The sequence below is a fragment of the Escherichia sp. KTE52 genome, assembly GCF_000408325.1.
Lineage (GTDB): Bacteria > Pseudomonadota > Gammaproteobacteria > Enterobacterales > Enterobacteriaceae > Escherichia > Escherichia marmotae.
Window position 1 is genome coordinate 818890 of the sequence record NZ_KE138680.1, and the last position, 23849, is coordinate 842738.

Genomic DNA, 23849 nt, shown 5'->3' on the forward strand with positions numbered 1-23849 from the left:
CATCTATAGCTTCCCATTGCCCTTCCCTGAAGGTAGCGGTGGCGTTACTTAACATCCGTTGTAACAGCAATTCAGCTCCGTGTTTCTCCATCATCTTCTCCTGCGTCCGTTAACGCAGTGATTAGAATGGATAATGAGCCAGTGTTTTTGCGAGAGAGAGCAAAAAGATGAAGAGAGGGGAAAAGAGAAATGAATTACTGCGAGCAAGCTCGCAGTAATTTGTCGCGGTAATTAACTCAACAACTGAAACGCAATCATCCCGACGATGGCACCGACAGTACCAAGAATGGTTTCCATCATGGTCCAGGTTTTCAGCGTTTCGGCTTCGGTCGCGCCGGTAAATTTACCGAACAACCAGAAACCGGCGTCGTTAACATGGCTGACTACAATCGAACCACCAGCGATACAAATCGACAGCGCCGCCATTTGCGCACCGGAGTAATTCAGTTGTTCAATAACCGGCATCACCAGCCCCACCGCCGTTAAACAGGCAACGGTTGCAGATCCCTGAATGATGCGCACCGCCGCTGCCAGCACGAAGCAGGTGATCGCAATCGGCAGGCCCATCCCGGTTAACGCTTCGCCCAGCGCAGGACCTACGCCAGAGTCAACCAGCACCTGTTTGAACACACCGCCCGCACCAATCACCAGCAGAATAATCCCCGCAGGTTGCAGCGCGTGACCGCAAATCTCCATCACTTTGTCTTTCGGCATACCCTGACGCATCGCCAGACCATAAATCGCCACCAGACAAGCAACCAGAATCGCGGTAAATGGATGGCCAACAAACTCAAACCATTCATAAGCCGTTGACCCTTCTGGCACAAAACGTGCAGCAATGGTTTTCAGCCCAACCAGTACTAACGGCAGCAGGATCAGCGACAAACTGAATCCGAAGGACGGCATTTTGCCTTCGCCAAGATGCGGTTCACTGATGTCGTCAGGAATATGCAGCTCAACGTAACGGCTGATGAAATTACCCCACAGCGGGCCGGCAATAATCATCCCCGGAATTGCCGCACACAGGCCAATCAGGATCATCCAGCCAAAGTCGGCATTCATCTGCGATGCCAGCAGCATTGGCGCTGGCCCCGGCAGCAAGAACGCCGCTGCCGCTGCTACGCCTGCAAACAGCGGGATAACCAGCTTTACCAGGTTTGTGCCCGTGTGGCGCGCCATTGAGAATGCAACGCTAATCAGCAGAACAATCGCCACTTCAAAGAACAATGGTAACGCACAGACCAGACCCGCAAGGCCAATGGCATAATGCGCGCGGCTGTGACCGAAGGATTTGAGCATTTTGACGGCAATCTGATCGACTGCGCCGGTTTCATGTAAGATCTTGCCAAACATGGCTCCCAGGGCGACAACCACCGCCAGGAAACCAAGGGTACCTCCCATCCCTTTTTCCATCGTCGCTGCGATTTTATCGAGCGGCATACCGGAAAAAAGGCCTGCCCCCATAGACACCACCATCAAAGCCAGGAAAGCATGCATACGCGCCTTCATGACTAAAAACAGCAGCAGTAAAACAGACCCTACTGCTGTTAAAACAAGCGTTAATGTAGTCACTACTTATTTGCCTTTTTTAATAACCTCAATGGTGCTTGCCACAACACCTTCCAGCGGCTGATCGATATCTACCACCAGTACATCGGTTTCGTCCGCACCCGGTTCCTGCAGCGTTTCAAACTGCGTCACCAGCATTTGGGTTTTAAAGAAATGGCCTTTGCGCGCTTTCAGGCGGCTTTCAATCACATCAAAATCGCCTTTCAGGTAGATGAAAGAGAGATTTGGATTACCTTCACGCAGCAGGTCGCGATAGTGCTTTTTCAGTGCGGAACAGACGATCAGCGACACTTTATTGGTACGCTGCATGGCAAACGCGGCGTCGTTCAGCGCCTGTAACCACGGTTTACGATCATCATCATTCAACGGTTCACCGGACGCCATTTTTTCGATATTGCGACGCGGATGGAGGAAATCGCCATCAAGAAACGCGGCATGAAGTTGATGCGCCACTTCACTGGCGACCGCAGATTTGCCGCTGCCCGATACGCCCATCAGAACGTAAATGTGGTGATCATGGTTAGTCGTGCTCAAAGTGGTGCCCCCACAGTACAAGAATTAAAAATGTTACGGGTAACTGTTATCGGTAACATTGTCCGGCCGGACAAAAACAGAAGCAATATCCATCCGTGCCTTAAGTGTATAAGTGTGAGCTACTTCAAATTTGTGAGCTTAAATAGATCCGCCCGGTGACAAGGTGAAACCTAAATCTAACATTTTCGGTGTCACCGCTTCGCCACGAATACGCGCCAGCAGGCGCTCAGCGCCAATGCTGCCCATCCGCTCACGCGGCGTCAGCACGCTCGCCAACCGTGGCTCCATCACCTGACCAATATCGTGACCGTGGAAACCGGCGATCGCCATATCATCAGGGATTTTCAGCCCCAGGCGCTGACATTCAAATGCCGCACCAACGGCCAGGTCATCGTTGGTACAGAACACGCCATCTAACTGCGGATATTCCCGCCGCGCCTGGCGAATCAGTTCAATACCAGAAGAGTAAGAAGAGGATTGCTCGACCATCACGCTATACGGCACCAGGCCGGCATCCAGCATCGCCTGCTCATATCCCTTCTGTTTGATGATAGTACGTTCATCGAGGCGCGCACCAAGATAAGCCACATGACGATGCCCACGGGCAATGATAGCGGCGGTCATCTGCCGTGCCGCTTCAAAGTTATTAAATCCGACGGCGATATCGAGACACGGCGACTGGCTGTCCATCAGTTCCACCACCGGAATACCTGCCACTTCAATCATCTTTAATGTGCGCGGCGTGTGGGTACGTTCGGTGAGGATCAGCCCGTCGATATTCCACGAGAGCATCGATTCGAGGCGTTCTTGCTCCATTTCCGGTTTATAACCGTAGTGAGCCAACATGGTTTGATAACCGTGTGCGTCGGTAACGCTTTCAATTCCGCGTAACACTTCGGCAAAAACCTGGTTAGTCAGAGAAGGTAGCAGGACACCAATCGCCCGACTGGTGGCGTTTGAGAGGATATCGGGTGCGCGATTGGGAATATAACCCAGTTCATCAAGAGCGGCAGCGATCTTGCCGCGCAGGGCGACGGAGACTTGCTCCGGGTTGCGTAAAAAACGACTGACCGTCATTTTGGTCACGCCTACACGATCAGCCACATCCTGAAGTACGGGTCTTTTCTTTTTCATCGTCCTGAAAGGTACAAAAGGGATAGATTCCTTTAGTTTACCACGGACGCATCAGAACCTTCCCGATTCCTCGGGAAGGTTTGTGAGATAAATTTAGACTGGCGGTAAATCGAACAGCAGAATTTCACTGTCGCTATCGGCGTGGATGGATATCGCCTGCTCATCCCAAATTGCCAGGCCATCGCTGGTCGAGGCTTTTACGCCGTTAATGGTGACGTTGCCTTTCACCACCTGGATCCAGACGCGGCGTTCAGCGGCAATCTGATGTATTGACTGTTCATCTTTCACCAGCGCCCAGCGGTACAGCTCCATATCCTGATGCACTTTCAACGAACCGTCACGCGCATCCGGCGAGAGCACCAGTTGTTTGCCCTGTACGGCATCGAAGCGACGCTGTTCATAACGCGGCGTAATGCCGTTTTCTTCCGGCATGATCCAGATCTGATACAGATGCAGACGCTCGGTGCTACTTGGGTTGTACTCTGAGTGACGAATACCCGTACCCGCACTCATAATCTGAAACTCGCCCGCCGGAACCTGTTCTTTGTTCCCCATGCTGTCCTGATGCTCAACCGCACCTTCCAGCACATAGGTCAAAATTTCCATATCTTTATGTGGGTGAGTGCCGAAGCCCTGCCCTGCTTCAATCACGTCGTCGTTAATCACACGCAGCGCGGAGAAGCCCATAAAGTTCGGATCGTAATAGTTGGCAAAAGAGAAAGTGTGCCAGGAGTCCAGCCAGCCATGATTCGCATGGCCACGTTCATTTGCTTTGCGTAAGTAGATCATTTGTATTCGCCCCCTGAATGATTTGATGGGCTTAGTGTGGACCCGATCCGTCCGGGATGATAGAGGGTGAAAATTGACCCCTCTGTTCAAAAAAATTGAACTATTTGAGGGGGCATAAAACTTACTTCGCGAGAGTTACCGTGGAGGGTGAAGCTTGCTCAAAACCGCGCTCAAGGATTTCCAGATTAGTAAGAACTTCAGATTCCTTGACGTAATTTGGCGCACCGGTAGTAATGGTTTGATACAGCGCATCGTAGACGCGTCCGTAATCTCCCACTTCCGGCTTCATTTCCTCTCTTACCGTAACGCCCTCGTCATTGACATACTCCAGCACACCGACCGAATCATCCGCCGCGAATCCCGCTTCGCCCGGCATAATATTAGCCTTCAGGCTGGTTTCCTGCTGGTCAATACCGTATTTAATAAATGTACCTTTCTTACCGTGAACGATAAATTTCGGATAATCGATTTTCACCAAATGGCTGGTTTTGACGATGGCTTTCAAATCACCATAAAACAACTGCGCTTCGAAAGTGTCGTCCGGATTGGCTTTATTACGCAGGCTGCGAATATCGTAAGCCACATGATCCGGGCGACCAAACAGTGAAATAATCTGGTCGAGGGTATGCACGCCAAGACCATAGAACGCGCCATCTTGCGGTAGTCCGGATTTAGTTTCTGCCACCGGGCGGTAGTAGTCAAAATGGCTTTCCACTTCGACAATCTCTCCCAGCTTGCCGCTTTCAATCGCTTTTTTCGCCGTCAGGAAGCAGGAGTCAAAGCGACGATTCTGATACGGCGTGACGGTCAGCCCTTTACTTTTTGCCAGCGCAAACAGCTCTTTCGCTTGCGCAAGCGTAGGGGTGAACGGTTTTTCGACCAGCACATTTTTTCCGGCCTCCAGCGCGCGCTTCGCATACTCGAAGTGACTGTCAGCATGGGTGCAGACGACAACCAGCTTAACGTCGGGATCATTTAATACTTCGTCGAGATCGCTGGTGAAATGAATATGGGAATAGATGGGAGCCTGTTCTTCCGGCCTGGCATGGCGGCGAAAAATATGCGCGACATGCCAGCTATCCTTGCGGTTAAGTACATACGGCAGATGGTAACGGGTGGTGCTTTTACCGAAGCCAATGAAGGCGCAGTTAATGACCATAGTTTCGTCCTTTTTAAGGTGGTTAGTGACACCTTAGCGCAAAGCGGACGTGGTTCCTATGCCTGTGTTTCAGTACGTCAGATTGTTGGCAAAGTGCACTTTGATCATGCCGGATGCGGCGTGAACGCCTTATCCGGCCTACACAAAATGGCATCGGTTTGTAGGCCTGATAAGCGTAGCGCATCAGGCAATTTTGCATTTGTCTCAACACGAGCACTTCCCGTGGGCAAAATAGCAAGTCAGCCTGGCTGAAACGAAAGCAAAAAAAAGCCAGCACCCGGCTGGCTAAGTAATACTGGAAGCAATGTGAGCAATGTCGTGCTTTCAGGTTCTCCGCGAGGGTCTTCCTGATCGCGAGACAATAATAATCATTCTCATTCGCACTTGTCCAACACTTTTTGCAAAAAAATGCATTTGACTCGCTTTTGAAAGTCAATGATGTTGAAAGGGACATTTACACCAAAGAGGACAGAGGAATGAATGAGATAGTGATACGCCACGCTGAAACGCGCGATTACGAGGCTATTCGGCAGATTCACGCCCAGCCGGAGGTGTATTACAACACGCTACAGGTGCCTCATCCTTCCGCTCATATGTGGCAGGAGCGACTCGCCGGGCATCCCGGCATCAAGCAACTCGTCGCCTGTATTGATGGAGACGTCGTAGGTCATCTTACCATTGACGTACAGCAACGCCCGCGTCGCAGTCATGTTGCCGATTTTGGTATCTGCGTCGACTCCCGCTGGAAGAATCGCGGCGTCGCCAGTGCCCTGATGCAAGAGATGATTGAAATGTGCGACAACTGGTTGCGGGTAGATCGCATTGAGCTAACGGTGTTTGTCGACAACGCCCCGGCAATTAAGGTCTATAAAAAATACGGCTTTGAGATTGAAGGAACTGGCAAGAAGTACGCATTGCGAAACGGTGAATATGTTGATGTGTATTATATGGCGCGGGTGAAATAGAAAATTTGCAATCTAAGTTTGTCATTTAAGCCCTCACCTACCGGGAGAGGGCTTAACATATTAATACCCCGCCGTTAAATCATCTACCGAACGTGGATCGGATGCGCCGTACAACTCACCGTCCGGAGCAACCATAATGCTTTGCGTGCTGCCCATCGCTTCTTTCAGCGCCACTTTCTGGCCTTTTGCTTCCAGTAGCTTGAGCGTATCCGGGCTAAATCCTTTCTCCACTCGCAACTCGTCCGGCAACCACTGATGGTGGAAACGCGGCGCATTAGTCGCTTCAGCGACGTTCATTCCATAATCGATACTGTTCACTACCATTTGCAGCACGGTGGTGATAATTCGGCTACCGCCAGGGCTGCCAGTGACCAGCCAGGTTTTGCCATCTTTCACCACAATGGTTGGTGACATCGATGACAGCGGGCGCTTGTTCGGCCCTACAGCATTGGCATCACCGCCTACCAGCCCGTACACGTTCGGTACGCCCGGTTTGGCCGAGAAATCATCCATTTGGTTATTAAGCAAAATACCGCTCTCGCCCGCGACAATACCCGTACCGAAGGTGGTGTTCAGCGTATAGGTCACCGCCACCGCGTTACCGTCTTTATCCACCACTGAATAATGGGTGGTTTGATTACTCTCATAAGGCGCAAGCTTGCCGGGGCGAATTTCGCTGGACGGCTTCGCTTTATTGATATCAATTTGATCGGCAATAGATTTGGCATAGGCCTTATTCGTCAGCGCCTGCCACGGTACTTTGACAAAATCCGGATCGCCAAGGTATTCCGAGCGATCGGCATAGGCATGTTTCTCGGCTTCGGCCATGATTTGCATCGCATCAGCGCTACCAAAGCCATATTTCTTCATATCGAAGTTTTCCAGAATATTGAGGATCTGCACGATATGAATCCCACCAGAAGATGGCGGTGGCATGGAGTAAACCTGATACCCGCGATAATCGCCACTAATCGGTGTGCGTTCGACCGCTTTATACGCAGCCAAATCCTCTTTGGTAATCAAACCACCGTTTTTCTGCATCTCCTGGGCAATCTGCTCAGCTATTGTGCCTTTGTAAAACGCGTCCGGGCCATTTTCGGCAATCATCTCCAGGCTCTTTGCCAGGTTCGCCTGCACCAACTTGTCGCCCTTTTTCAGCGGCTCCTCCTCTTTCCAGAAGATAGCCTTGCTGTTTTCGTGATTCGGCAGCACTTCGCTACCATAGGTTTTGAGATCGTCAGCCAACGCATCGTTAACGATAAAACCATCACGCGCCAGTTTAAACGCGGGCTGAACCACTTTGTTCAGCGGCATGGTGCCGTATTTATCCAGCGCCAGCGAGAAACCTGCTACCGTGCCCGGCGTGCCGGAGGCCAGATGCGAAGTGAGTGATTTTTTACTGTCCGGGTTGCCCTGGTCATCGAGGAACATATCGCGGGTCGCTTTGGCAGGTGCCATTTCGCGGAAGTCGATAGCGGTGGTGTTGCCATTTTTAGTGCGGATCAGCATAAAACCGCCGCCTCCCAGATTCCCCGCCTGCGGATGCGTTACCGCCAGCGCATATCCCACCGCCACGGCAGCATCCACGGCATTCCCGCCCTCCTTGAGGATATCTACCCCCACCTGAGTGGCAGTGGCATCGACAGAAGCCACCATTCCCTGCTTCGCGCGCACCGGATGGAAGACATCCTCCTCCACGCCATACGAGACGGGCGGCGGCGCAGGTGGCGCGGCTGCCGCACTAAAACAACATCCTGAAAGTAAAGTAGCAATCGCCGCCCGGCGTAAAAACGTCGGTTTTATCATCGTTATTCTCCAGTTGTATGAGGGGCCTTCCCCACTTAAGCCTGGTGTATAACTCTGAAATAATCATCGTTTTGCCGGGAAGCGAGTAAACTTAAAGGATATCTTCAGAGGAGGATACGCGATGAAACGACTTCTGCTTTTGACGGCACTCCTGCCGTTTGTCGGCTTTGCACAGCCCATTAATACTCTGAATAATCCTAACCAGCCGGGATATCAAATCCCCAGCCAGCAACGGATGCAAACCCAGATGCAGACTCAGCAAATCCAACAAAAAGGGATGCTGAATCAGCAACTGAAAACTCAGACGCAACTACAACAGCAGCATTTAGAAAATCAGATTAACAGCAACTCGCAGCGGGTATTGCAGTCACAGCCGGGGGAGCTAAATCCCGCCCGGCAGCAAATGCTGCCCAACAACAACGGCGGGATGTTAAACGGCAACCGTAATCCGGATAGTTCGTTGAATCAGCAGCATATGCTGCAAGAGAGGAGAAACGGCGACATGCTGAATCCACCCAGCACATCGCAGCCTGACCTTCCGTTGAAAACTATTGGGCCGTAAAATTTGGCCCGATCACGTCAATCGCATCAGTACAGATGCAATCCACACCCCAGCGCAGCAACTCTGCCGCTCGCTGGGGTCTGTTGACGGTATAAACCAGAATCCGCAACCCAGCGTCTTTCAACTGCATCACTCGCGCTTTATCGAGCAACTTATGATTGAGATGAATAGAAACGCAGCCCAGCCGCGTAGTCAGTTCGCGCCAGTCGTCGCGCCACTCATCAAGCAACAAACCGCGCGGCAGTTCCGGTGCTGCCAATTGTGCGGCTTCTAAAGCATCAATCTCAAACGATGACAGCAGCGGTGGGGTCATCTCCGCCCAAAGTTCGCGTGCCGCCAGTGCCACCATTTTGCCCGTCGACGACCCGGTGCCGGTGGTGGGTTTGATTTCGATATTCGCCATCATCCCGTGTTCGCGACAGCGTTCCGCCACCTGCGAAAGCAACGGCAGCGGCTCACCTTTAAACGCTTTGCTGTACCAACTGCCTGCATCCACGCGCAGTAAATCCTGCCAGTTCAGTTCGCCCGCGACGCCCCAGCCGTTGCTGGTACGTTCGAGGTTGTCATCATGGAGCAAGAAGATCTCACCATCTTTCGATAACTTCGCGTCAAATTCGATCATCTTATGACCGTATTTTGCCCCCACGTCGATTGCCGCCAGGGTGTTTTCCGGGGCAAGTTTACCGCCGCCACGGTGGGCGACGATGCGGGGATAAGGCCAGTTACTCATACTCGTTGTCCTGTTTCACCATCAAAAAGATGTAGCTGATTTTCCGGCAAATGCAGCCACAACATGCTGCCTGCCGTCGGGCGTTCCTGATGCGCCAGTCGTACCACCAGCTTCTGATCGCCCCAGCGTCCGTGCGCCAGATTATCAGCGCCGAGGATCTCCAGCGTGTCCATCACCAGCGGCACGCCGCCTTCTGCCTGCGAGCTTAACGCAATATGTTCCGGGCGGATACCGAGGGTCATTTTACGCCCGGCATACTGCCGATAATAACCGTTCAACGGTAGTACGATGCCGCCGTCCAGCTCGAAGTGCGTACCTTCGTTATTCACGCGACCTGTCAGCAGGTTCATCGCCGGACTGCCGATAAAACTCGCCACAAACAGGCTGGCGGGTTTTTCGTACACTTCAACCGGCGTGCCAATCTGTTCGGCAACGCCGCCGTTCATTACCATCACTCGCTGGGCGAGGGTCATCGCTTCAACCTGATCGTGGGTGACGTAGAGTGATGTCGTTTTCAGACGACGGTGTAACTGTTGCAACTCAAGACGCATCTGTACGCGCAGCTTGGCATCGAGGTTAGAGAGCGGCTCATCAAACAAGAACACCGCCGGATCGCGCACAATCGCGCGCCCCATCGCCACACGCTGACGCTGACCGCCAGAAAGCTCGCGTGGACGGCGCTTAAGCAAACCGTCAAGTTCGAGAATGCGTGCTGCTTCTTTGACACGTTCAGCAATTTGCTGCTTGCCCATACCGCGAATTTTCAGCCCCCACGCCATATTCTCCTCTACGCTCATATGCGGATAAAGCGCGTAGTTCTGGAACACCATCGCAATCCCGCGATCTTTCGGCTCCATTTCGGTTACGCGCTGCTCGTTGATCCAGATATCGCCCTCAGTCACCTGCTCCAGCCCGGCAACCATGCGCAGTAGCGTGGATTTTCCGCAGCCAGACGGCCCAACCATCACAATAAATTCACCGTCTGCCACATCAAGCGTCAGCGGTTTAATGACCTGGGTTTTGCCATCCCAGCTTTTGGTTACTGCCTGTAATTTCAGTCCTGCCATCTTATTTCTCACTATCGACCAGGCCGCGCACAAAGGCACGCTGCATCACTAAAACAATCAATACTGGTGGGATCAGGGTTAACAACATCGCAGCCATCACCGAGTTCCATTCTGTCGTGCCTTCGCCAGTGGCGATCATCCCTTTAATCCCCGCCACGGTGGTGCCGAGATCAACATCGGTAATAATCAGCAGCGGCCACAGATACTGGTTCCAGCCGTAGATAAAGGTGATCACAAACAGCGCCGCCAGATTGGTTTTTGACAGCGGAAAGACAATGTCGCAAAAGAAGCGCATCGGTGACGCACCGTCGATACGAGCCGCTTCCACCAGCTCATCCGGCAGCGTCATAAAGAACTGCCGGAACAGGAACGTAGCGGTCGCTGAGGCCATCAGCGGCAGCGTTAAACCTGCGTAGCTGTCGAGCATCTTCAGATTGGCGATCACTTCTACCGTCGGGAAAATACGCACTTCAACCGGCAGCATCAGAGTAATAAAAATCATCCAGAAGAAGAGGTTACGCAGCGGAAAACGAAACCAGACGATGGCGAATGCCGAGAGCATCGAAACGGTAATTTTGCCCAGCGTAATGCTGAACGCCATCACGAAACTGTTAAGCAACATCCGCCAGAATGGCGCGCTATTCGTGCCTACTCCGTTTACCCAAATGTTATGGATATTCTCCAGCAGATGCGTGCCGGGGATCAGCGTCATCGGCGCGGCGTAGACTTCCTGTTTATCCAGCGTCGCTGCGACAAACGCCACGTACAGCGGGAAGAGGATCACCGCAATCCCAAGGATCAGCATGGTATGGCTGAATATCGTCAGCCACGGACGGTTCTCAATCATTGGTAACGCACCTTGCTTTCAACATAGCGGAACTGCACCACCGTCAACACGATGACGAGGAACATCAACACCACCGACTGCGCGGCAGACGAAGCCAGATCCAGTCCGGTAAAGCCTTCGCGGTAGATCTTATAAATCAGCGTGGTAGTGGCCTGTACTGGCCCACCGGACGTAGCGGCATCAATCACCGGGAAGGTGTCGAAGAAGGCGTACACCAGATTAACCACCAGCAGAAAGAAACTCACCGGAGCGATAAGCGGTAACGCGATCTTAAAGAAGCGGCGAATCGGGCCTGCGCCGTCAATGGCCGCCGCTTCGATCAGTGAACGGGGAATGGATTGCAGCGCGGCATAGAAGAACAGAAAGTTGTAGCTGATTTGCTTCCACACCGAGGCGAACACCACCAGAAACATCGCCTGGCCGCTGTTTTGCGCGTGGTTCCAGTCATAGCCGAACTCAGCAAGAAAATGAGTGATCAGCCCGCGACCGGGGTTAAACAGGAAGATCCACAATACGGCGGCAACGGCGGGAGCCACGGCATACGGCAACAACATTAAAGTTTGATAGAAACGGCTGCCGCGCACGATGTACTCCACCAGCGCCGCAAAGAACAGCGACACCAGCAAACCGCTGACGGTGACAAAGGTGCTAAATTTTATCGTCGTCCAGAAGGAGTCGAGATAGTAACTGTCATGGAACAGCGTGACGAAGTTATCCAGCCCGACAAACTGGCTGGAGAAACCAAACGGATCGACGCTTTGTAGCGAGTACCACAACGCTTCGCCCGCAGGCCAGATAAAAAAGATAACGGTGATGATGAGCTGCGGCGCGACCAGAAAATAAGGCAGCCAGCGCGAGCGGAACACCGGACGGGATGATGACATTACGGTTAATTCCTGAACTGTGCCGGATGCGCTTCGCTTATCCGGCCTACACGCGATGCCAGGTCAGATAAGCGAAACGCATCCGACATTACACTGATTAAGACTTCGTCGATTTCTCAAAGCGGCGCAGCAACTGATTCCCACGCTCAACGGCGGTATCCAGCGCCTGCTGTGGCGTCTTCTTACCGGTCCACACGCTCTCCAGCTCTTCATCCACAATTACGCGGATCTGCGGCATATTGCCCAGACGCAGTCCTTTGGTATACGGCAACGGCGGCTTGTTCAGCATCTGACGCGTCGCAGTATCCGCTCCTGGGTTTTTCTCGTAAAAGCCCTGCTCACGGGTCAGGTCATAAGCCGCTTTAGTGATCGGCAGATAACCGGTTTTCTGATGCCACTCAGCAGCGTTTTCTGGCTTCGCGAGGAAGTCGAGGAACTTCGCCACACCGGTGTAAGTATCCTTATCTTTGCCCTGCATCACCCACAGGCTGGCTCCGCCGATAATGGCGTTTTGTGGCGCATCTTTCGCATCGGCGTCGTAAGGCATCATGCCTACGCCATAGTTGAATTTGGCATACTCTCGAATGTTGGCAAGCGAACCGGAAGAGGCGGTCGTCATCGCGCAATCACCGTTATAGAACTTCTCGGTGGATTCATCCTTACGCCCGACGTAGCTAAAATCGCCCTTCTTGTTCATCTCTTCCAGCATAGCGATATGTTTCACCTGCTCCGGCTTGTTGAACTCCAGCACCGCATCTGTGCCGTCAAACCCGTTGTTTTTGCTGGCAAATGGCAGGCCATTCCAGGCGCTAAAGTTTTCCAGTTGGATCCAGCCCTGCCAGCCGCTGGCGTAGCCGCACTTCATACCGGAGGCTTTCAGTTTTGCGGCATAGTCAGCCAAATCCTGCCAGGTTTTCGGCGGCTGCTCCGGGTCTAACCCTGCTTTTTTGAAAGCATCTTTGTTGTAATAGAGAACGGGAGTCGAGCTGTTGAACGGTTGGGAGAGTAAATGTCCGGTTTTGCTGTCGGAGTAGTAGCCTGAAACCGTCGGCACAAACTGCGACTCATCGAAGTTAATCCCCGCATCTTTAAATACTTCATACACCGGTTTAATCGCTTTCGACGCCATCATGGTGGCGGTGCCAACTTCATAAACCTGCAAAATAGCCGGCGCGTTACCGGTACGAAATGCTGCGATACCCGCGCTTAAATTCTGTTCGTAGTTGCCTTTGTAGGTCGGTACAATTTTGTAATCCGGGTTTTCGGCGTTAAAACGTTGAGCCAGAGAATCCACCTCTTTACCCAGTTCCCCTTCCATCGAATGCCAGAACGGAATAGTCGTCACGGCCTGTGCATTCCCCATTAACGCCAATCCGAGCGCCAGTGCTGAAGCTGTATAATGTAACGGTTTCATTGATTATCTCTCTTGTTGTACCGGATGCGCGAATTCACGCGTTTTATGCTCGCGGGGTAACATGACATGCTCGAATTACAGAAAAATAACTCTTTTGTTACATTTTTAAGATAGTAAGGTGTCAGAAAGATGACAAGGCGGTGACGGTACGGGTGAGGGAAAATGGGAGATGGGGCACGGATAAGCGGGAAAATAGAAGGTCTGAGTCAAACTCTACAGATTGTAGATAATGTGCTCATCGTTTCATGCCGGATGCGGCGTGAACGCCTTATACGGCCTACAAGATCGTGCAAATTCAATATATTGCAACTCACCCAATAGGCCTGATAAGCGCAGCGCATCAGGCAATTTTACATTTGTCACCTGTCTCAAAGGAGTCTTTTGACTCCTTATCAATCAACGCGTTATTACCCGCCTAAATACGCGCTTCTCACCGCTTCGTTCGCCAGTAGTGCGTCGCCGGTATCGGAGAGCACCACATGACCGTTTTCCAGCACGTAGCCGCGATCTGCCAGCTTCAGCGCCTGATTGGCATTCTGTTCGACGAGGAAGATGGTCATTCCCTGCTCGCGCAACTGCTCGATGGTGTCGAAGATTTGTTGGATGATAATCGGTGCCAGTCCGAGCGATGGCTCATCAAGCAGCAGCAAACGCGGATTGCTCATCAGTGCACGACCAATCGCCAGCATCTGCTGTTCACCGCCGGACATGGTGCCCGCCCGCTGAATACGGCGCTCATGCAGACGCGGGAACAGCTCATAGACCCACTTTATGCGCTCCTGAAACTGATCTCTTTCGGCAAAGAAACCGCCCATTGCCAGGTTCTCTTCCACCGTCATCCGCGAGAAGACACGACGCCCTTCCGGGACAATCGCCACTGCTTCACGCATGATTTTCGCCGTCTGCCAGTCGGTAATGTCTTTATCATCAAACACAATTCGTCCGCTGGTGGCGCGCGGGTCGCCGCATAACGTACCGAGCAAGGTGGTTTTCCCTGCGCCGTTCGCACCAATCAAGGTAACAATCTCTCCCTGATTAATATGCAGGCTCACCTCATGCAGCGCCTGGATTTTGCCGTAGTGGGCGCTGACTTTGTCAAAGGACAACATGACTTTTTCCATCTTATGCCTCACCTAAATAGGCACGGATCACGTCCGGGTTATTACGGATCTGCTCCGGCGTACCATTTGCCAGTGGCGTCCCCTGATTAACCACGTAGATTCTGTCTGAAATCCCCATCACCAGCTTCATATCGTGCTCAATCAACAAGATAGTGGTGTTGTGATGATTACGCAGCTCGGCAATCAGCTCATCCAGTTCTTTGGTCTCTTTCGGGTTAAGACCTGCCGCCGGTTCGTCGAGCATTAAAATCTCCGGCTGCGTCACCATGCAGCGGGCAATCTCCAGACGACGCTGGTCGCCATAGGCCAGGTTGCTCGCCTGGCGGTTGGCGTGTTCCAGCAAACCAATGCGCTCAAGCCAGGTTGCGGCGCGGTCGAGCGCTTCACTCTGGGCGCGACGGAAAGAAGGCGTTTTCAACAGGCCGGAAAACAGCCCGGTTTTTAGTTGCTGATGCTGCGCCACCAGCAGGTTTTCAATCACTGTCATTTCACGGAACAGACGCACATGCTGGAAGGTGCGCACCACGCCCATGCGGGCAATTTGCTGGCCGGGCAAACCTTCCAGATGCTGATCGCGCAGTAAAATGGTGCCGCCGGTGGGTTTGTAGAATCCGGTCAGGCAATTGAAGACCGTGGTTTTTCCGGCACCGTTAGGGCCGATTAACGAGACGATTTCCTGCGGGTACAGCTCGAGATTGACGTTGTTCACCGCCAACAGGCCGCCGAAGCGCATCATCAGGCCGTTAACAGATAATAATGGCTGACTCATGCCTGCTCTCCTTTCGCTTCGCCGTTCTTCAGCTTCAGTTGCGGGCGTGTCATGGGCAGCAAGCCCTGTGGACGCCAGATCATCATCAGCACCATCAGGCCACCGAGCATCAACATGCTGTATTCGTTGAAATCACGCATCAACTCGCGCGACACCACCAGCAGAACTGCCGCCAGAATCACCGCAAACTGTGACCCCATGCCACCGAGCACCACAATTGCCAGCACAAATGCCGATTCGGCAAAGGTGAAGGATTCCGGGCTGACAAAGCCCTGGCGCGCAGCAAACAGCGTTCCGGCGAAACCCGCAAACGCGGCGCTGATGGTAAAGGCTGTCAGCTTGATACGGCGCGGGCTTAAACCCAGCGAACGACAGGCGATTTCATCTTCACGCAACGCTTCCCATGCGCGACCCAGCGGCATCCGCAGCAGGCGATTAATGACGAATAAAGAAAACACCACCAGCAACAAGGCCACCAGGTAGAGAAAGATGACGCGATCGGACGGATCGTATTTCAGGCCAAAGAAATTACTGAAGGTATCCCAGCCGCCTTCACGGGCAGTACGACTGAACTCGAGGCCAAAAAAGGTCGGTTTAGGGATCTGGCTGATGCCGTTCGGACCGCCGGTAACTTCAGTATTATTGAGCAGCAAAATACGCACAATTTCACCGAAGCCGAGAGTAACGATCGCCAGATAATCACCGCGCAGACGCAACACCGGGAAACCGAGCAGGAAGCCCGCCGCCGCTGCCATCAGACCGGCAATCGGCAGACAGGTCCAGAAACCAAGACCATAATAGTGATTGAGCAGCGCAAAGGTGTAAGCACCAATGGCGTAAAATCCGCCATAACCGAGCACCAGCAGGCCGGAAAGCCCTACCACCACGTTCAACCCGAGGCCGAGGATAATATAGATCATGGTCAGAGTGGCGATATCCACCGTCCCTCGCGACACCATAAACGGCCACGCCACCGCAATCACCAGCAGCGCCACGAGGAACAGCTTCTGTTTCACCGTGGAACCATCAATCGCTGGCAGGATGAACTTCGGCCCGGAAACGCTTTTCAACCCTTTCTGGAAAGCAGGTCGCACAAGCTGAAAGAAAAAGACCACCGCCGTGCCGATAAACACCCATTCCCAACGGACATCCGAAGCCGTGTCGACCACCAGTTTGGTGCCGTCCAGCTCCAGTTGCACGCCCATAAAGACGCCCGCCAGGACAAAGAACATGGCGGCAGAGAGCAGCGCCATTGCAATATGCATCGGTTTCATACTTTCTCTACCTCCGGACGCCCCAGAATACCGGTCGGCATCACCAGCAACACCAGAATCAGCAAGGCGAATGAAACCACATCTTTATATTCCGTACTCAGATAGGCAGAAGAGAGCGCCTCCGCAATCCCCAGGATCAGCCCGCCAATCATCGCCCCCGGAATGCTACCAATCCCGCCGAGTACCGCAGCAGTAAAGGCTTTCATCCCGGCCATAAAGCCAATATAGGGGTTAATCACGCCGTAGAACTGACCGAGCAGAACGCCTGCCACCGCCGCCATCGCTGCGCCAATCACAAAGGTCAGCGCAATCACCCGGTCGGTGTTAATGCCAAGCAGACTCGCCATTTTCAGATCTTCCGCGCAGGCACGACACGCGCGTCCCATACGGGAATAGCGAATGAAAATCGTCAGCGCCAGCATGGCGAGGAAGGTGACAATCCAGATCACCGCCTGCATGGTGGTAATAGACGCAGAGAAGCTTTCGCTATGACCCACTATCCACTGACCATTAAACAGGCTGGGCAGCGCCACGTCGCGCGAACCTTCGGTCAGGCTGACGTAGTTTTGCAGGAAGATAGACATGCCAATCGCGGAAATAAGGGCAATCAGACGTTTAGAGTTACGCACCGGGCGATACGCTACCCGTTCGATACTCCAGCCGTAAGCGCTGGCAATGACTATTGCACCGACGAATCCCGCCGCCACCAGCAGCCAGCCGGTATCAATGCCCATCATCATCAGCGCAGCGATGATCATAAACGAGACGTAGCTGCCGATCATATAAACCTCGCCGTGGGCGAAGTTGATCATGCCGATAATGCCGTAAACCATGGTGTAGCCGATGGCAATCAGCGCGTAAGTACTGCCCAGCGTGACGCCGTTAAACATCTGCTGCAAGAAATACAAAAACTGCTCAGACATAAGGTAACCTTTCTAAACCTGCCCGCTTTTCACGGGCAGTGGGATGATTACTTGGCTGCCGTGGAAGAACCGTCGGCGTGCCACTGGAAGACACCAAAATCAAATCCCTTCAGATCGCCTTTTTCATCCCAGTTCAGCGGCCCAATCACGGTATTAGCACCGTTAGCTTTTAAATCTTTCACCAACGCCAACGGTTCATCGCTGCCGGTACGCTCAAGGGCAGTCGCCAGAGATTGCACCGCTGCGTAGGTGATCCAGACATAGGGACCGGTTGGATCTTTCTTGTCGGCTTTCAGCGCATCAACAATGCCCTGGTTTGCCGGGTCCTGGTCATAGCGTTTTGGCATGGTGACCAACATACCTTCGGCAGCATCACCGGCAATGTTCGACAGCGACGCGTTACCGACACCTTCCGGCCCCATAAACTGGGTTTTCAGGCCGACGGAACGAGCCTGGCGCAGCATCTGCCCCATTTCCGGGTAGTAACCGCCGTAGTAAACGAAGTCGATGTTTTCTTTTTTCAGGCGGGCAACCAGCGCGGAGAAATCTTTCTCGCCAGCAGTAATGCCGTCGAAGAAGACGATATTGGCATTAGCCGCTTTCAACGCGTCCTGCACCGAACGCGCCAGCCCTTCGCCATACTGTTGTTTGTCGTGAATAATGGCGATGCGCTCAGGTTTCACCGTCTCAACAATGTATTTCGCGGCAGTCGGCCCCTGGGAGGAGTCCAGCCCGGCAGTGCGCATGATGTGTTGATAACCGCGTTGAGTCAGTTCCGGGTTGGTCGCCCCCGGCGAGATCATCAGAATACCTTCGTCTTCATAGATGTCCGACGCCGGCTGGGTAGAGGAGGAACAGAGATGACCAATAACGTATTTAATGCCGTCGTTAACGATTTTGTTGGCGACCGCAACGGCTTGTTTCGGATCGCAGGCGTCGTCATATTCCACGCCAACCAGCTTATCGCCTTTAATTCCTCCTTTCGCGTTAATGTCTTTGATTGCCTGGCGAGCACCGTTAAATTCCATATCGCCCCACTGGGCAACCGGGCCAGACATCGCGCCGACAACGGCAACTTTAATATCGTCGGCCAACGCGGTGTGTGATATTGCCAGTGCAATCATCCCTGCGATGATAGTTTTCGCATTCCGTTTCATTATTCAAAATCCCCACTCGTAATGTTGTGTTGCTTTGTTTTTATGTATTAAAAAATCTGGTTGTTCTTTTTTTATACTGCGCTGTTTTGCCTGTCTGATTAAGGGTTTAGCGCAGTATTTTGTGATAATAGCGATTAAAATCCCTATTTTTCAGTCGATTAAGAACAGATAATATTCTGAATTTATTGATAGATAAACAGAAAAAAGCGCCGTTGTCAGCATAAAATAACGACACAAAGGGCGGAATAATTCACTACCATTCAGGGGATTATGCTGGACAATTTTCATTCTCTAATGTTTTTAATTTGTAATTATTGCTGAAAAAAAATTAATCACCTGCCAAAAGAAATAAAAAAGAGAAAGCCTCCGATTAAATTATTTCGCTACACTGGTTCCACTTTTGTGATTTGTACGGGTTACCTATGAAGCTGACCATCATTCGATTAGAAAATTTTAGCGACCAGGACCGGATTGACCTGCAAAAGATCTGGCCGGAGTATTCCCCTGCGTCTTTACAGGTTGACGATAACCACCGTATCTACGCCGCGCGTTTTAACGAGCGCCTGCTTGCTGCCGTGCGAGTAACCTTAAGCGGCACTCAGGGGGCACTGGATTCCCTACGCGTGCGGGAAGTCACCCGCCGACGCGGTGTGGGGCAATATCTGCTGGAAGAGGTGTTACGTAACAATCCTGGCGTTTCATGCTGGTGGATGGCGGATGCCGGTGTGGAAGATCGCAGCGTGATGGCGGCGTTTATGCAGGCGTTGGGATTTAAGGAACAACCGGGCGGCTGGGAAAAGCATTAATATTCAGGTGTGATGACAAACGAGGGATTGCCTGATGCGCTACGCTTATCAGGCCTACAATGTGTATTTCAATTTACTGATTTCTGTAGATCTTGTAGGCCGGATAAGGCGTTTACGCCGCATCCGGCATGAAGCAATGAACTTGATATCAGCAATTTGACGGCAACCCTGGGTTGCCGATTAATGATTACTTCGCATCGGTCGCCGTGCCATTAGCGTGCCAGTCAAACACGCCGAACTCGAAGCCTTTCAGATCGCCTTTCTCATCCCAGGTCAGCGGCCCCATCACCGTATCAACCGGGTTCGCTTTCAGGTATTTGGCGATCTCAGCCGGATCGTCGGACTGGTTCAGACCCGCCTGTAAAGATTGCAGTGCCGCGTAGGTGGTCCACACGAATGCGCCGCTTGGATCCTGTTTTTTCGCTTTGATCGCGTCAACAATTGGTTTGTTCGCCGGAACCTGATCGTAGTTCTTCGGCTTGGTCACCAGCAGACCTTCCGCTGACTCGCCCGCGATATTAGACAGCGAGACGTTAGCCACACCTTCCGGCCCCATAAACTGGGTTTTCAACCCCGCCGCACGTGCCTGACGCAGGATCTGCCCCATTTCCGGGTGGTAACCGCCGTAGTAAACGAAGTCGATATTCTCTTTCTTCAGACGCGCCACCAGGGTTGAGAAGTCTTTTTCTCCGGCGGTGATGCCGTCAAAGAACACCACGTTAGCGTTACCTTTCTTCAGGCCGTCCTGCACCGCACGCGCCAGACCTTCACCGTACTGCTGTTTGTCATGAACGATAGCAATACGCTGCGGTTTCACTTTCTCAAGAATATATTTCGCCGCTGTTGGTCCCTGGTCAGAGTCCAGGCCAGTGGTGCGCATAATCAACTTATAGCCACGCGCGGTCAGTTCTGGCGCGGTTGCCGCTGGGGTGATCATTAAAATACCTTCATCTTCATAGATGTCAGACGCTGGCTGCGTTGATGAAGAACAGAGGTGGCCAATCACATATTTTATGCCGTCGTTAACAACTTTGTTCGCCACTGCTACCGCCTGTTTCGGGTCACAGGCATCGTCATATTTTACGATTTGCAGTTTGTTGCCTTTAACGCCGCCTTTGGCGTTAATATCCGCAACTGCCTGCTCTGCGCCAGTAAATTCCTGGTCACCATACTGGGCTACCGGGCCAGACATCGCTCCGACAACCGCGACTTTGATATCTTCCGCCAGAGCCATATTGCTGAATGCCAGCGCGATACATCCTGCCAGTAACGCTTTACCCTTTATATTCATCCTGAGAATCCCCATTCTTCTGGTTATTACGTGTATTGTGATGTTGTTGTACAGCACTTTATTTCGTTTTGTGTATGACTACCCGTGCCTTAGCAGCATACTCTGCTAAAACATACCCGATTTTTATGATTTTGGAACGAGAAATTTAGACGAAACACCACAAATTCATAACAAAAATTACCATCATTGAGAACCATATCTTCGCTTAGATATTTATAAATACATGAAATGTATATTAATATATTATTTGCTATATTTATGGCATATCTTAAATAAGATATTCAGTTCAAGAATAAATAAAACATTAATCATCATTTAAAACAATAAAATATAACCCACCCTTCCTCTTATTTATTACAAAAAGTTTATTAGCAATTTTAGCCAACGCTACCATCTGTGATCCTGTTAACATTTTAATTTATTCGAATTAATATAAAATCTTAGACAAAGGATTCATCCTTAATATGATAAGAAACATAACATTCGAATTATGAATATTTATTTCTTATCAGCCGCGCCATAACTATAAAAGGAACTTATCATTTGAATCAGTTCGATATTATAATTCTGACACACGGTGAAGCTGGTAATTATTTATTATCCAGCAGCGAAATGATTGTAGGTAAAACAAAAAATTCCACGTCGCTTTCTCTGCAGCCTGGAATGTCACCTGAAACACTTATGCTACAAGTAAAAGCGGTACTCAGGCCTGGTATTGATACGCTCATATTCACAGATATCTATGGCGGAACGCCATCAAATATTGCCCTCCTTCTTTCTAAAGATTTTCCCATTCGCTGTATCAGCGGTGTCAATTTGGCTATGTTAATCGAAGCCAACATGTTACAGGATTCTGACGAAATACTTACCTTTGAAGAATATGTTCAACATGTACATGATGCGGGTAAAGAAATGGTTCAAACTTATTACTTTAATAAAGGATGATAAACTATGAGTATAGTACATGCCCGTATTGATTACCGTTTAATTCATGGACAAGTTATAACAAAATGGTTAAAAAGAAGTGATGCTAATAAAATAATTGTCATTGATGACCCTTTATCACGCGATCCTTTTCTTGCCGAAGTCTATAAGATGGCAGCGCCAAGTGGCGTCGAAGTAATAATGACATCTATTGAAGATGTATTACAGCGCTGGAATAGCAATAACTTCTATGAAGGAAAGCTATTAATACTTTTCAAATCGATCGATTCTGCATTACAAACCATACAAGGTGGTTTAATGCTAGAGGAATTACAGGTCGGCGGCGTTGAAAACACTCCAGGAAGGAAAATAGTTTTCAATCAAATATCACTCAATCATGAAGATGCCGACAAACTTCAAATCATCGAAGATAAGAATATAAAAGTTTATTTCCAAACTATTCCTGAAGAAGATCCTGCCAGCCTACAAAAAATCAAAAATAAGTTACCTTAATTAAGGAGAGGAACTTATGTCTATTTTTACCGCAGCAATTATTGCCCTGGTATATTGGATATCCCAGGCAAAAGTATGGTACGGTTTTTCTATTATGCGTATGCCATTATCGATAGCGCCTATTATGGGACTAATCTTTAATGATATGCCAACCGCTTTATCTGTTGGGGCCACCTTACAGATGATCTATATCGGGAGTATTGCCCCGGGAGGAAACCCTCCTGCCGATGAAGGTTTAGCCTCGTGTATCGCAATCCCAATTGCACTTACCGCAGGTATTAAACCAGAAATTGCTATCTCTTTAGCTATTCCTCTGGGATTGCTGGGCGTGGTTCTGGAAAACGTGCGCAAAACACTGAACACTACGTTTGTCCACATGGCTGACCGCTATGCAGAAAAAGGGGATATCAAAGGCATACAACGCGCAGCCACAATATATCCTCTCCTGTTAGCCTTTCCGATGCGTTTTGTACCGGTATTCATCGCCTGTTTGTACGGCCCGGATGCCATTGCCTCTTTTGTAAACCTGCTTCCCGCCTGGTCGACGAATGGACTGGCGATTGCCGGTAATATTCTGCCTGCACTCGGTTTCGCAATAACCATCATTGTCATCGGTAAAAAACAATATATCCCTCTGTTCATTATCGGCTTTTTCCTCGTGACCTATTCAGGTTTGAATACTATTGGCATCTCTATTTTTGGACTCTGTGCCGTCCTCTTATATATGCAGTCACAAAATGCAAAAGGAACGCAAAATGGATAATACAATTGAGTCAGGATACTCAGCATCCTCACCAATTACGCAAAGAGATGTTCAGATTGTTTGGCTAAAATGGCACGCGTTCTCTGAAACATCTTTGAATTTCGAACGCTTGCAAGCGCTGGCATTTTGTAACGCAATGACAGGGGTATTAGCGAAATTATATCCCGATGAAAAAGATCTCGCTAAAGCCCTACAACGCCATTTAACCATGTTCAACACTCAGGCGAACTGGGGATCGGTTATCGCTGGTATTAGTATTGCGCTGGAGGAAAAAGCAGCTCAGGAACCAGAAGAACAACGTGAAGCAACAACGCAGCTCGTTACGGGTTTAAAAACGGGTCTTATGGGGCCTGTATCAGGTATTGGTGACACGTTAGACTTTGGTACATTGCGCCCCATTGTTATTGGTGTCTGTATCCCGTTTGTTATTCAGGGATACGTTATTGCCGCACTTCTCCCCCTGATTTACCAGGTTGTTTACATGTTTTTCGCCAGTCGATTTGCACTCAATATCGGCTATAAAAAAGGGAAAGAATCAATCCTGGAAATCCTGCATTCTGGTAGCATTCATCGAATCATTGAAGGCGCAGGAATGTTCGGGTTGTTGATGATGGGGGCGCTTTCAGCAACATATGTAAAAATTAAGACGCCATTGCACATTACAACCGGTGGCGGTAATACCATCGTCTTGCAGGATATGCTGGATAAAATTGTACCTAACATGTTGCCGCTTATTGCCGTGTTGGGTATTTATTTTTACATACAAAAGTGTGGCCCACATTTCTTACGCATTCTGGTAACTATTCTGTTTTTAAGCCTGGCGTTTTCTTTCTTTGGAGTTTTATAAA

24 protein-coding genes are annotated in these 23849 nt (G+C 50.8%); 7 read left to right on the forward strand and 17 right to left on the reverse strand.

Going from position 1 to position 23849, the window contains the following annotated elements:
- Positions 1-231: 231 nt before the first annotated feature.
- From gntU to A1SC_RS07650, 5 genes are all read right to left on the reverse strand, one after another.
- Entirely contained in the window at positions 232-1572 is a 1341-nt protein-coding gene (gene gntU / locus A1SC_RS07670) for a gluconate transporter (RefSeq protein ID WP_000210103.1), read from the reverse strand.
- A gap of 3 nt (positions 1573-1575) precedes the next feature.
- On the reverse strand, positions 1576-2103 hold the full coding sequence (gene gntK / locus A1SC_RS07665) for a gluconokinase (protein WP_000108330.1): 528 nt from the start codon (positions 2101-2103) through the stop codon (positions 1576-1578).
- Between the two features lie 138 nt (positions 2104-2241).
- Positions 2242-3237 (reverse strand): gluconate operon transcriptional repressor GntR, encoded by a 996-nt coding sequence (gntR, locus tag A1SC_RS07660; protein ID WP_000730265.1) that lies wholly within the window; start codon positions 3235-3237, stop codon positions 2242-2244.
- 93 nt (positions 3238-3330) lie between these two features.
- Positions 3331-4026 carry a quercetin 2,3-dioxygenase gene (gene yhhW / locus A1SC_RS07655; RefSeq protein WP_016249303.1) on the reverse strand — a complete coding sequence of 232 codons (696 nt, stop codon included), beginning with the start codon at positions 4024-4026 and terminating at the stop codon, positions 3331-3333.
- Positions 4027-4147: 121 nt separating this feature from the next.
- Positions 4148-5185 carry an oxidoreductase gene (locus A1SC_RS07650; protein WP_016262629.1) on the reverse strand — a complete coding sequence of 346 codons (1038 nt, stop codon included), beginning with the start codon at positions 5183-5185 and terminating at the stop codon, positions 4148-4150.
- Between the two features lie 476 nt (positions 5186-5661).
- Here A1SC_RS07650 and yhhY point away from each other — a divergent pair, with 476 nt between their 5' ends.
- Positions 5662-6150, forward strand: coding sequence for an N-acetyltransferase (yhhY, locus tag A1SC_RS07645; RefSeq protein ID WP_001517259.1), 489 nt, complete (start codon positions 5662-5664; stop codon positions 6148-6150).
- Positions 6151-6210: 60 nt separating this feature from the next.
- Here the strand turns inward: yhhY and ggt are convergent, their stop codons facing one another.
- Positions 6211-7956, reverse strand: coding sequence for a gamma-glutamyltransferase (ggt, locus tag A1SC_RS07640; RefSeq protein ID WP_016262630.1), 1746 nt, complete (start codon positions 7954-7956; stop codon positions 6211-6213).
- A gap of 121 nt (positions 7957-8077) precedes the next feature.
- Here ggt and A1SC_RS07635 point away from each other — a divergent pair, with 121 nt between their 5' ends.
- Positions 8078-8518 carry a DUF2756 family protein gene (locus A1SC_RS07635; protein WP_000826135.1) on the forward strand — a complete coding sequence of 147 codons (441 nt, stop codon included), beginning with the start codon at positions 8078-8080 and terminating at the stop codon, positions 8516-8518.
- Here A1SC_RS07635 and ugpQ read toward each other — a convergent pair.
- The 10 genes from ugpQ to livK form a co-directional block, all read right to left on the reverse strand.
- Positions 8505-9248: a glycerophosphodiester phosphodiesterase gene (gene ugpQ / locus A1SC_RS07630; protein WP_001517261.1), complete on the reverse strand. Its 744-nt coding sequence runs from the start codon at positions 9246-9248 to the stop codon at positions 8505-8507. The two genes, A1SC_RS07635 and ugpQ, sit on opposite strands and share 14 nt — an antisense overlap.
- Positions 9245-10315, reverse strand: coding sequence for a sn-glycerol 3-phosphate ABC transporter ATP binding protein UgpC (gene ugpC, locus A1SC_RS07625; protein ID WP_000907767.1), 1071 nt, complete (start codon positions 10313-10315; stop codon positions 9245-9247). The genes ugpQ and ugpC overlap by 4 nt, the downstream gene beginning before the upstream one ends.
- 1 nt (position 10316) lies before the next feature.
- Positions 10317-11162 (reverse strand): sn-glycerol-3-phosphate ABC transporter permease UgpE, encoded by an 846-nt coding sequence (ugpE, locus tag A1SC_RS07620; RefSeq protein WP_000572182.1) that lies wholly within the window; start codon positions 11160-11162, stop codon positions 10317-10319.
- Positions 11159-12046, reverse strand: a complete 888-nt coding sequence (ugpA, locus tag A1SC_RS07615; RefSeq protein WP_016262631.1) for a sn-glycerol-3-phosphate ABC transporter permease UgpA — start codon at positions 12044-12046, stop codon at positions 11159-11161. Before ugpA ends, ugpE begins: the two co-directional genes overlap by 4 nt.
- Positions 12047-12143: 97 nt before the next feature.
- Complete coding sequence (gene ugpB, locus A1SC_RS07610; protein ID WP_000803211.1) at positions 12144-13460, reverse strand: sn-glycerol-3-phosphate ABC transporter substrate-binding protein UgpB; 1317 nt, start codon at positions 13458-13460, stop codon at positions 12144-12146.
- 407 nt (positions 13461-13867) lie between these two features.
- The gene (gene livF / locus A1SC_RS07605; protein ID WP_000416891.1) at positions 13868-14581 is read right to left on the reverse strand and encodes a high-affinity branched-chain amino acid ABC transporter ATP-binding protein LivF; all 714 of its coding nucleotides are present in this window, start codon (positions 14579-14581) and stop codon (positions 13868-13870) included.
- Position 14582: 1 nt separating this feature from the next.
- Positions 14583-15350, reverse strand: a complete 768-nt coding sequence (livG, locus tag A1SC_RS07600; protein ID WP_000082101.1) for a high-affinity branched-chain amino acid ABC transporter ATP-binding protein LivG — start codon at positions 15348-15350, stop codon at positions 14583-14585.
- Entirely contained in the window at positions 15347-16624 is a 1278-nt protein-coding gene (livM, locus tag A1SC_RS07595; protein ID WP_000803810.1) for a branched chain amino acid ABC transporter permease LivM, read from the reverse strand. The genes livG and livM overlap by 4 nt, the downstream gene beginning before the upstream one ends.
- A complete protein-coding gene (gene livH, locus A1SC_RS07590; RefSeq protein ID WP_016262632.1) occupies positions 16621-17547 on the reverse strand; it encodes a high-affinity branched-chain amino acid ABC transporter permease LivH in 927 nt (308 codons plus the stop codon). The genes livM and livH overlap by 4 nt, the downstream gene beginning before the upstream one ends.
- 47 nt (positions 17548-17594) lie before the next feature.
- Positions 17595-18704 carry a high-affinity branched-chain amino acid ABC transporter substrate-binding protein LivK gene (gene livK, locus A1SC_RS07585; RefSeq protein ID WP_001517262.1) on the reverse strand — a complete coding sequence of 370 codons (1110 nt, stop codon included), beginning with the start codon at positions 18702-18704 and terminating at the stop codon, positions 17595-17597.
- A 422-nt stretch (positions 18705-19126) separates the two neighbouring features.
- On the opposite strand from livK, the gene panM reads away from it, so the two are divergent.
- The gene (gene panM, locus A1SC_RS07580; protein WP_000778773.1) at positions 19127-19510 is read left to right on the forward strand and encodes an aspartate 1-decarboxylase autocleavage activator PanM; all 384 of its coding nucleotides are present in this window, start codon (positions 19127-19129) and stop codon (positions 19508-19510) included.
- A 187-nt stretch (positions 19511-19697) separates the two neighbouring features.
- On the opposite strand, the gene livJ is transcribed toward panM, so the two are convergent.
- The gene (gene livJ / locus A1SC_RS07575; protein ID WP_010381090.1) at positions 19698-20801 is read right to left on the reverse strand and encodes a branched chain amino acid ABC transporter substrate-binding protein LivJ; all 1104 of its coding nucleotides are present in this window, start codon (positions 20799-20801) and stop codon (positions 19698-19700) included.
- Positions 20802-21344: 543 nt separating this feature from the next.
- On the opposite strand from livJ, the gene A1SC_RS07570 reads away from it, so the two are divergent.
- The 4 genes from A1SC_RS07570 to A1SC_RS07555 are packed head-to-tail and all read left to right on the forward strand — an operon-like array spanning position 21345 to position 23848.
- Positions 21345-21746, forward strand: a complete 402-nt coding sequence (locus A1SC_RS07570; RefSeq protein WP_001071222.1) for a PTS sugar transporter subunit IIA — start codon at positions 21345-21347, stop codon at positions 21744-21746.
- A 6-nt stretch (positions 21747-21752) separates the two neighbouring features.
- Positions 21753-22238: a PTS sugar transporter subunit IIB gene (locus tag A1SC_RS07565; RefSeq protein WP_016249309.1), complete on the forward strand. Its 486-nt coding sequence runs from the start codon at positions 21753-21755 to the stop codon at positions 22236-22238.
- Positions 22239-22254: 16 nt separating this feature from the next.
- Positions 22255-23001, forward strand: coding sequence for a PTS mannose/fructose/sorbose/N-acetylgalactosamine transporter subunit IIC (locus tag A1SC_RS07560; protein ID WP_000021881.1), 747 nt, complete (start codon positions 22255-22257; stop codon positions 22999-23001).
- Complete coding sequence (locus A1SC_RS07555; protein ID WP_000370586.1) at positions 22994-23848, forward strand: PTS system mannose/fructose/sorbose family transporter subunit IID; 855 nt, start codon at positions 22994-22996, stop codon at positions 23846-23848. The genes A1SC_RS07560 and A1SC_RS07555 overlap by 8 nt, the downstream gene beginning before the upstream one ends.
- Position 23849 lies beyond the last annotated feature (1 nt).

What these genes read in the sequence shown, in the direction of transcription:
- gntR (WP_000730265.1), bottom strand. Translation starts at nt 3,237, where the DNA reads ATGAAAAAGAAAAGACCCGTACTTCAGGATGTGGCTGATCGTGTAGGC.
- yhhW (WP_016249303.1), bottom strand. Translation starts at nt 4,026, where the DNA reads ATGATCTACTTACGCAAAGCAAATGAACGTGGCCATGCGAATCATGGC.
- A1SC_RS07650 (WP_016262629.1), bottom strand. Translation starts at nt 5,185, where the DNA reads ATGGTCATTAACTGCGCCTTCATTGGCTTCGGTAAAAGCACCACCCGT.
- yhhY (WP_001517259.1), top strand. Translation starts at nt 5,662, where the DNA reads ATGAATGAGATAGTGATACGCCACGCTGAAACGCGCGATTACGAGGCT.
- ggt (WP_016262630.1), bottom strand. Translation starts at nt 7,956, where the DNA reads ATGATAAAACCGACGTTTTTACGCCGGGCGGCGATTGCTACTTTACTT.
- A1SC_RS07635 (WP_000826135.1), top strand. Translation starts at nt 8,078, where the DNA reads ATGAAACGACTTCTGCTTTTGACGGCACTCCTGCCGTTTGTCGGCTTT.
- ugpQ (WP_001517261.1), bottom strand. Translation starts at nt 9,248, where the DNA reads ATGAGTAACTGGCCTTATCCCCGCATCGTCGCCCACCGTGGCGGCGGT.
- ugpC (WP_000907767.1), bottom strand. Translation starts at nt 10,315, where the DNA reads ATGGCAGGACTGAAATTACAGGCAGTAACCAAAAGCTGGGATGGCAAA.
- ugpE (WP_000572182.1), bottom strand. Translation starts at nt 11,162, where the DNA reads ATGATTGAGAACCGTCCGTGGCTGACGATATTCAGCCATACCATGCTG.
- ugpA (WP_016262631.1), bottom strand. Translation starts at nt 12,046, where the DNA reads ATGTCATCATCCCGTCCGGTGTTCCGCTCGCGCTGGCTGCCTTATTTT.
- ugpB (WP_000803211.1), bottom strand. Translation starts at nt 13,460, where the DNA reads ATGAAACCGTTACATTATACAGCTTCAGCACTGGCGCTCGGATTGGCG.
- livF (WP_000416891.1), bottom strand. Translation starts at nt 14,581, where the DNA reads ATGGAAAAAGTCATGTTGTCCTTTGACAAAGTCAGCGCCCACTACGGC.
- livG (WP_000082101.1), bottom strand. Translation starts at nt 15,350, where the DNA reads ATGAGTCAGCCATTATTATCTGTTAACGGCCTGATGATGCGCTTCGGC.
- livM (WP_000803810.1), bottom strand. Translation starts at nt 16,624, where the DNA reads ATGAAACCGATGCATATTGCAATGGCGCTGCTCTCTGCCGCCATGTTC.
- livH (WP_016262632.1), bottom strand. Translation starts at nt 17,547, where the DNA reads ATGTCTGAGCAGTTTTTGTATTTCTTGCAGCAGATGTTTAACGGCGTC.
- livK (WP_001517262.1), bottom strand. Translation starts at nt 18,704, where the DNA reads ATGAAACGGAATGCGAAAACTATCATCGCAGGGATGATTGCACTGGCA.
- panM (WP_000778773.1), top strand. Translation starts at nt 19,127, where the DNA reads ATGAAGCTGACCATCATTCGATTAGAAAATTTTAGCGACCAGGACCGG.
- livJ (WP_010381090.1), bottom strand. Translation starts at nt 20,801, where the DNA reads ATGAATATAAAGGGTAAAGCGTTACTGGCAGGATGTATCGCGCTGGCA.
- A1SC_RS07565 (WP_016249309.1), top strand. Translation starts at nt 21,753, where the DNA reads ATGAGTATAGTACATGCCCGTATTGATTACCGTTTAATTCATGGACAA.
- A1SC_RS07560 (WP_000021881.1), top strand. Translation starts at nt 22,255, where the DNA reads ATGTCTATTTTTACCGCAGCAATTATTGCCCTGGTATATTGGATATCC.
- A1SC_RS07555 (WP_000370586.1), top strand. Translation starts at nt 22,994, where the DNA reads ATGGATAATACAATTGAGTCAGGATACTCAGCATCCTCACCAATTACG.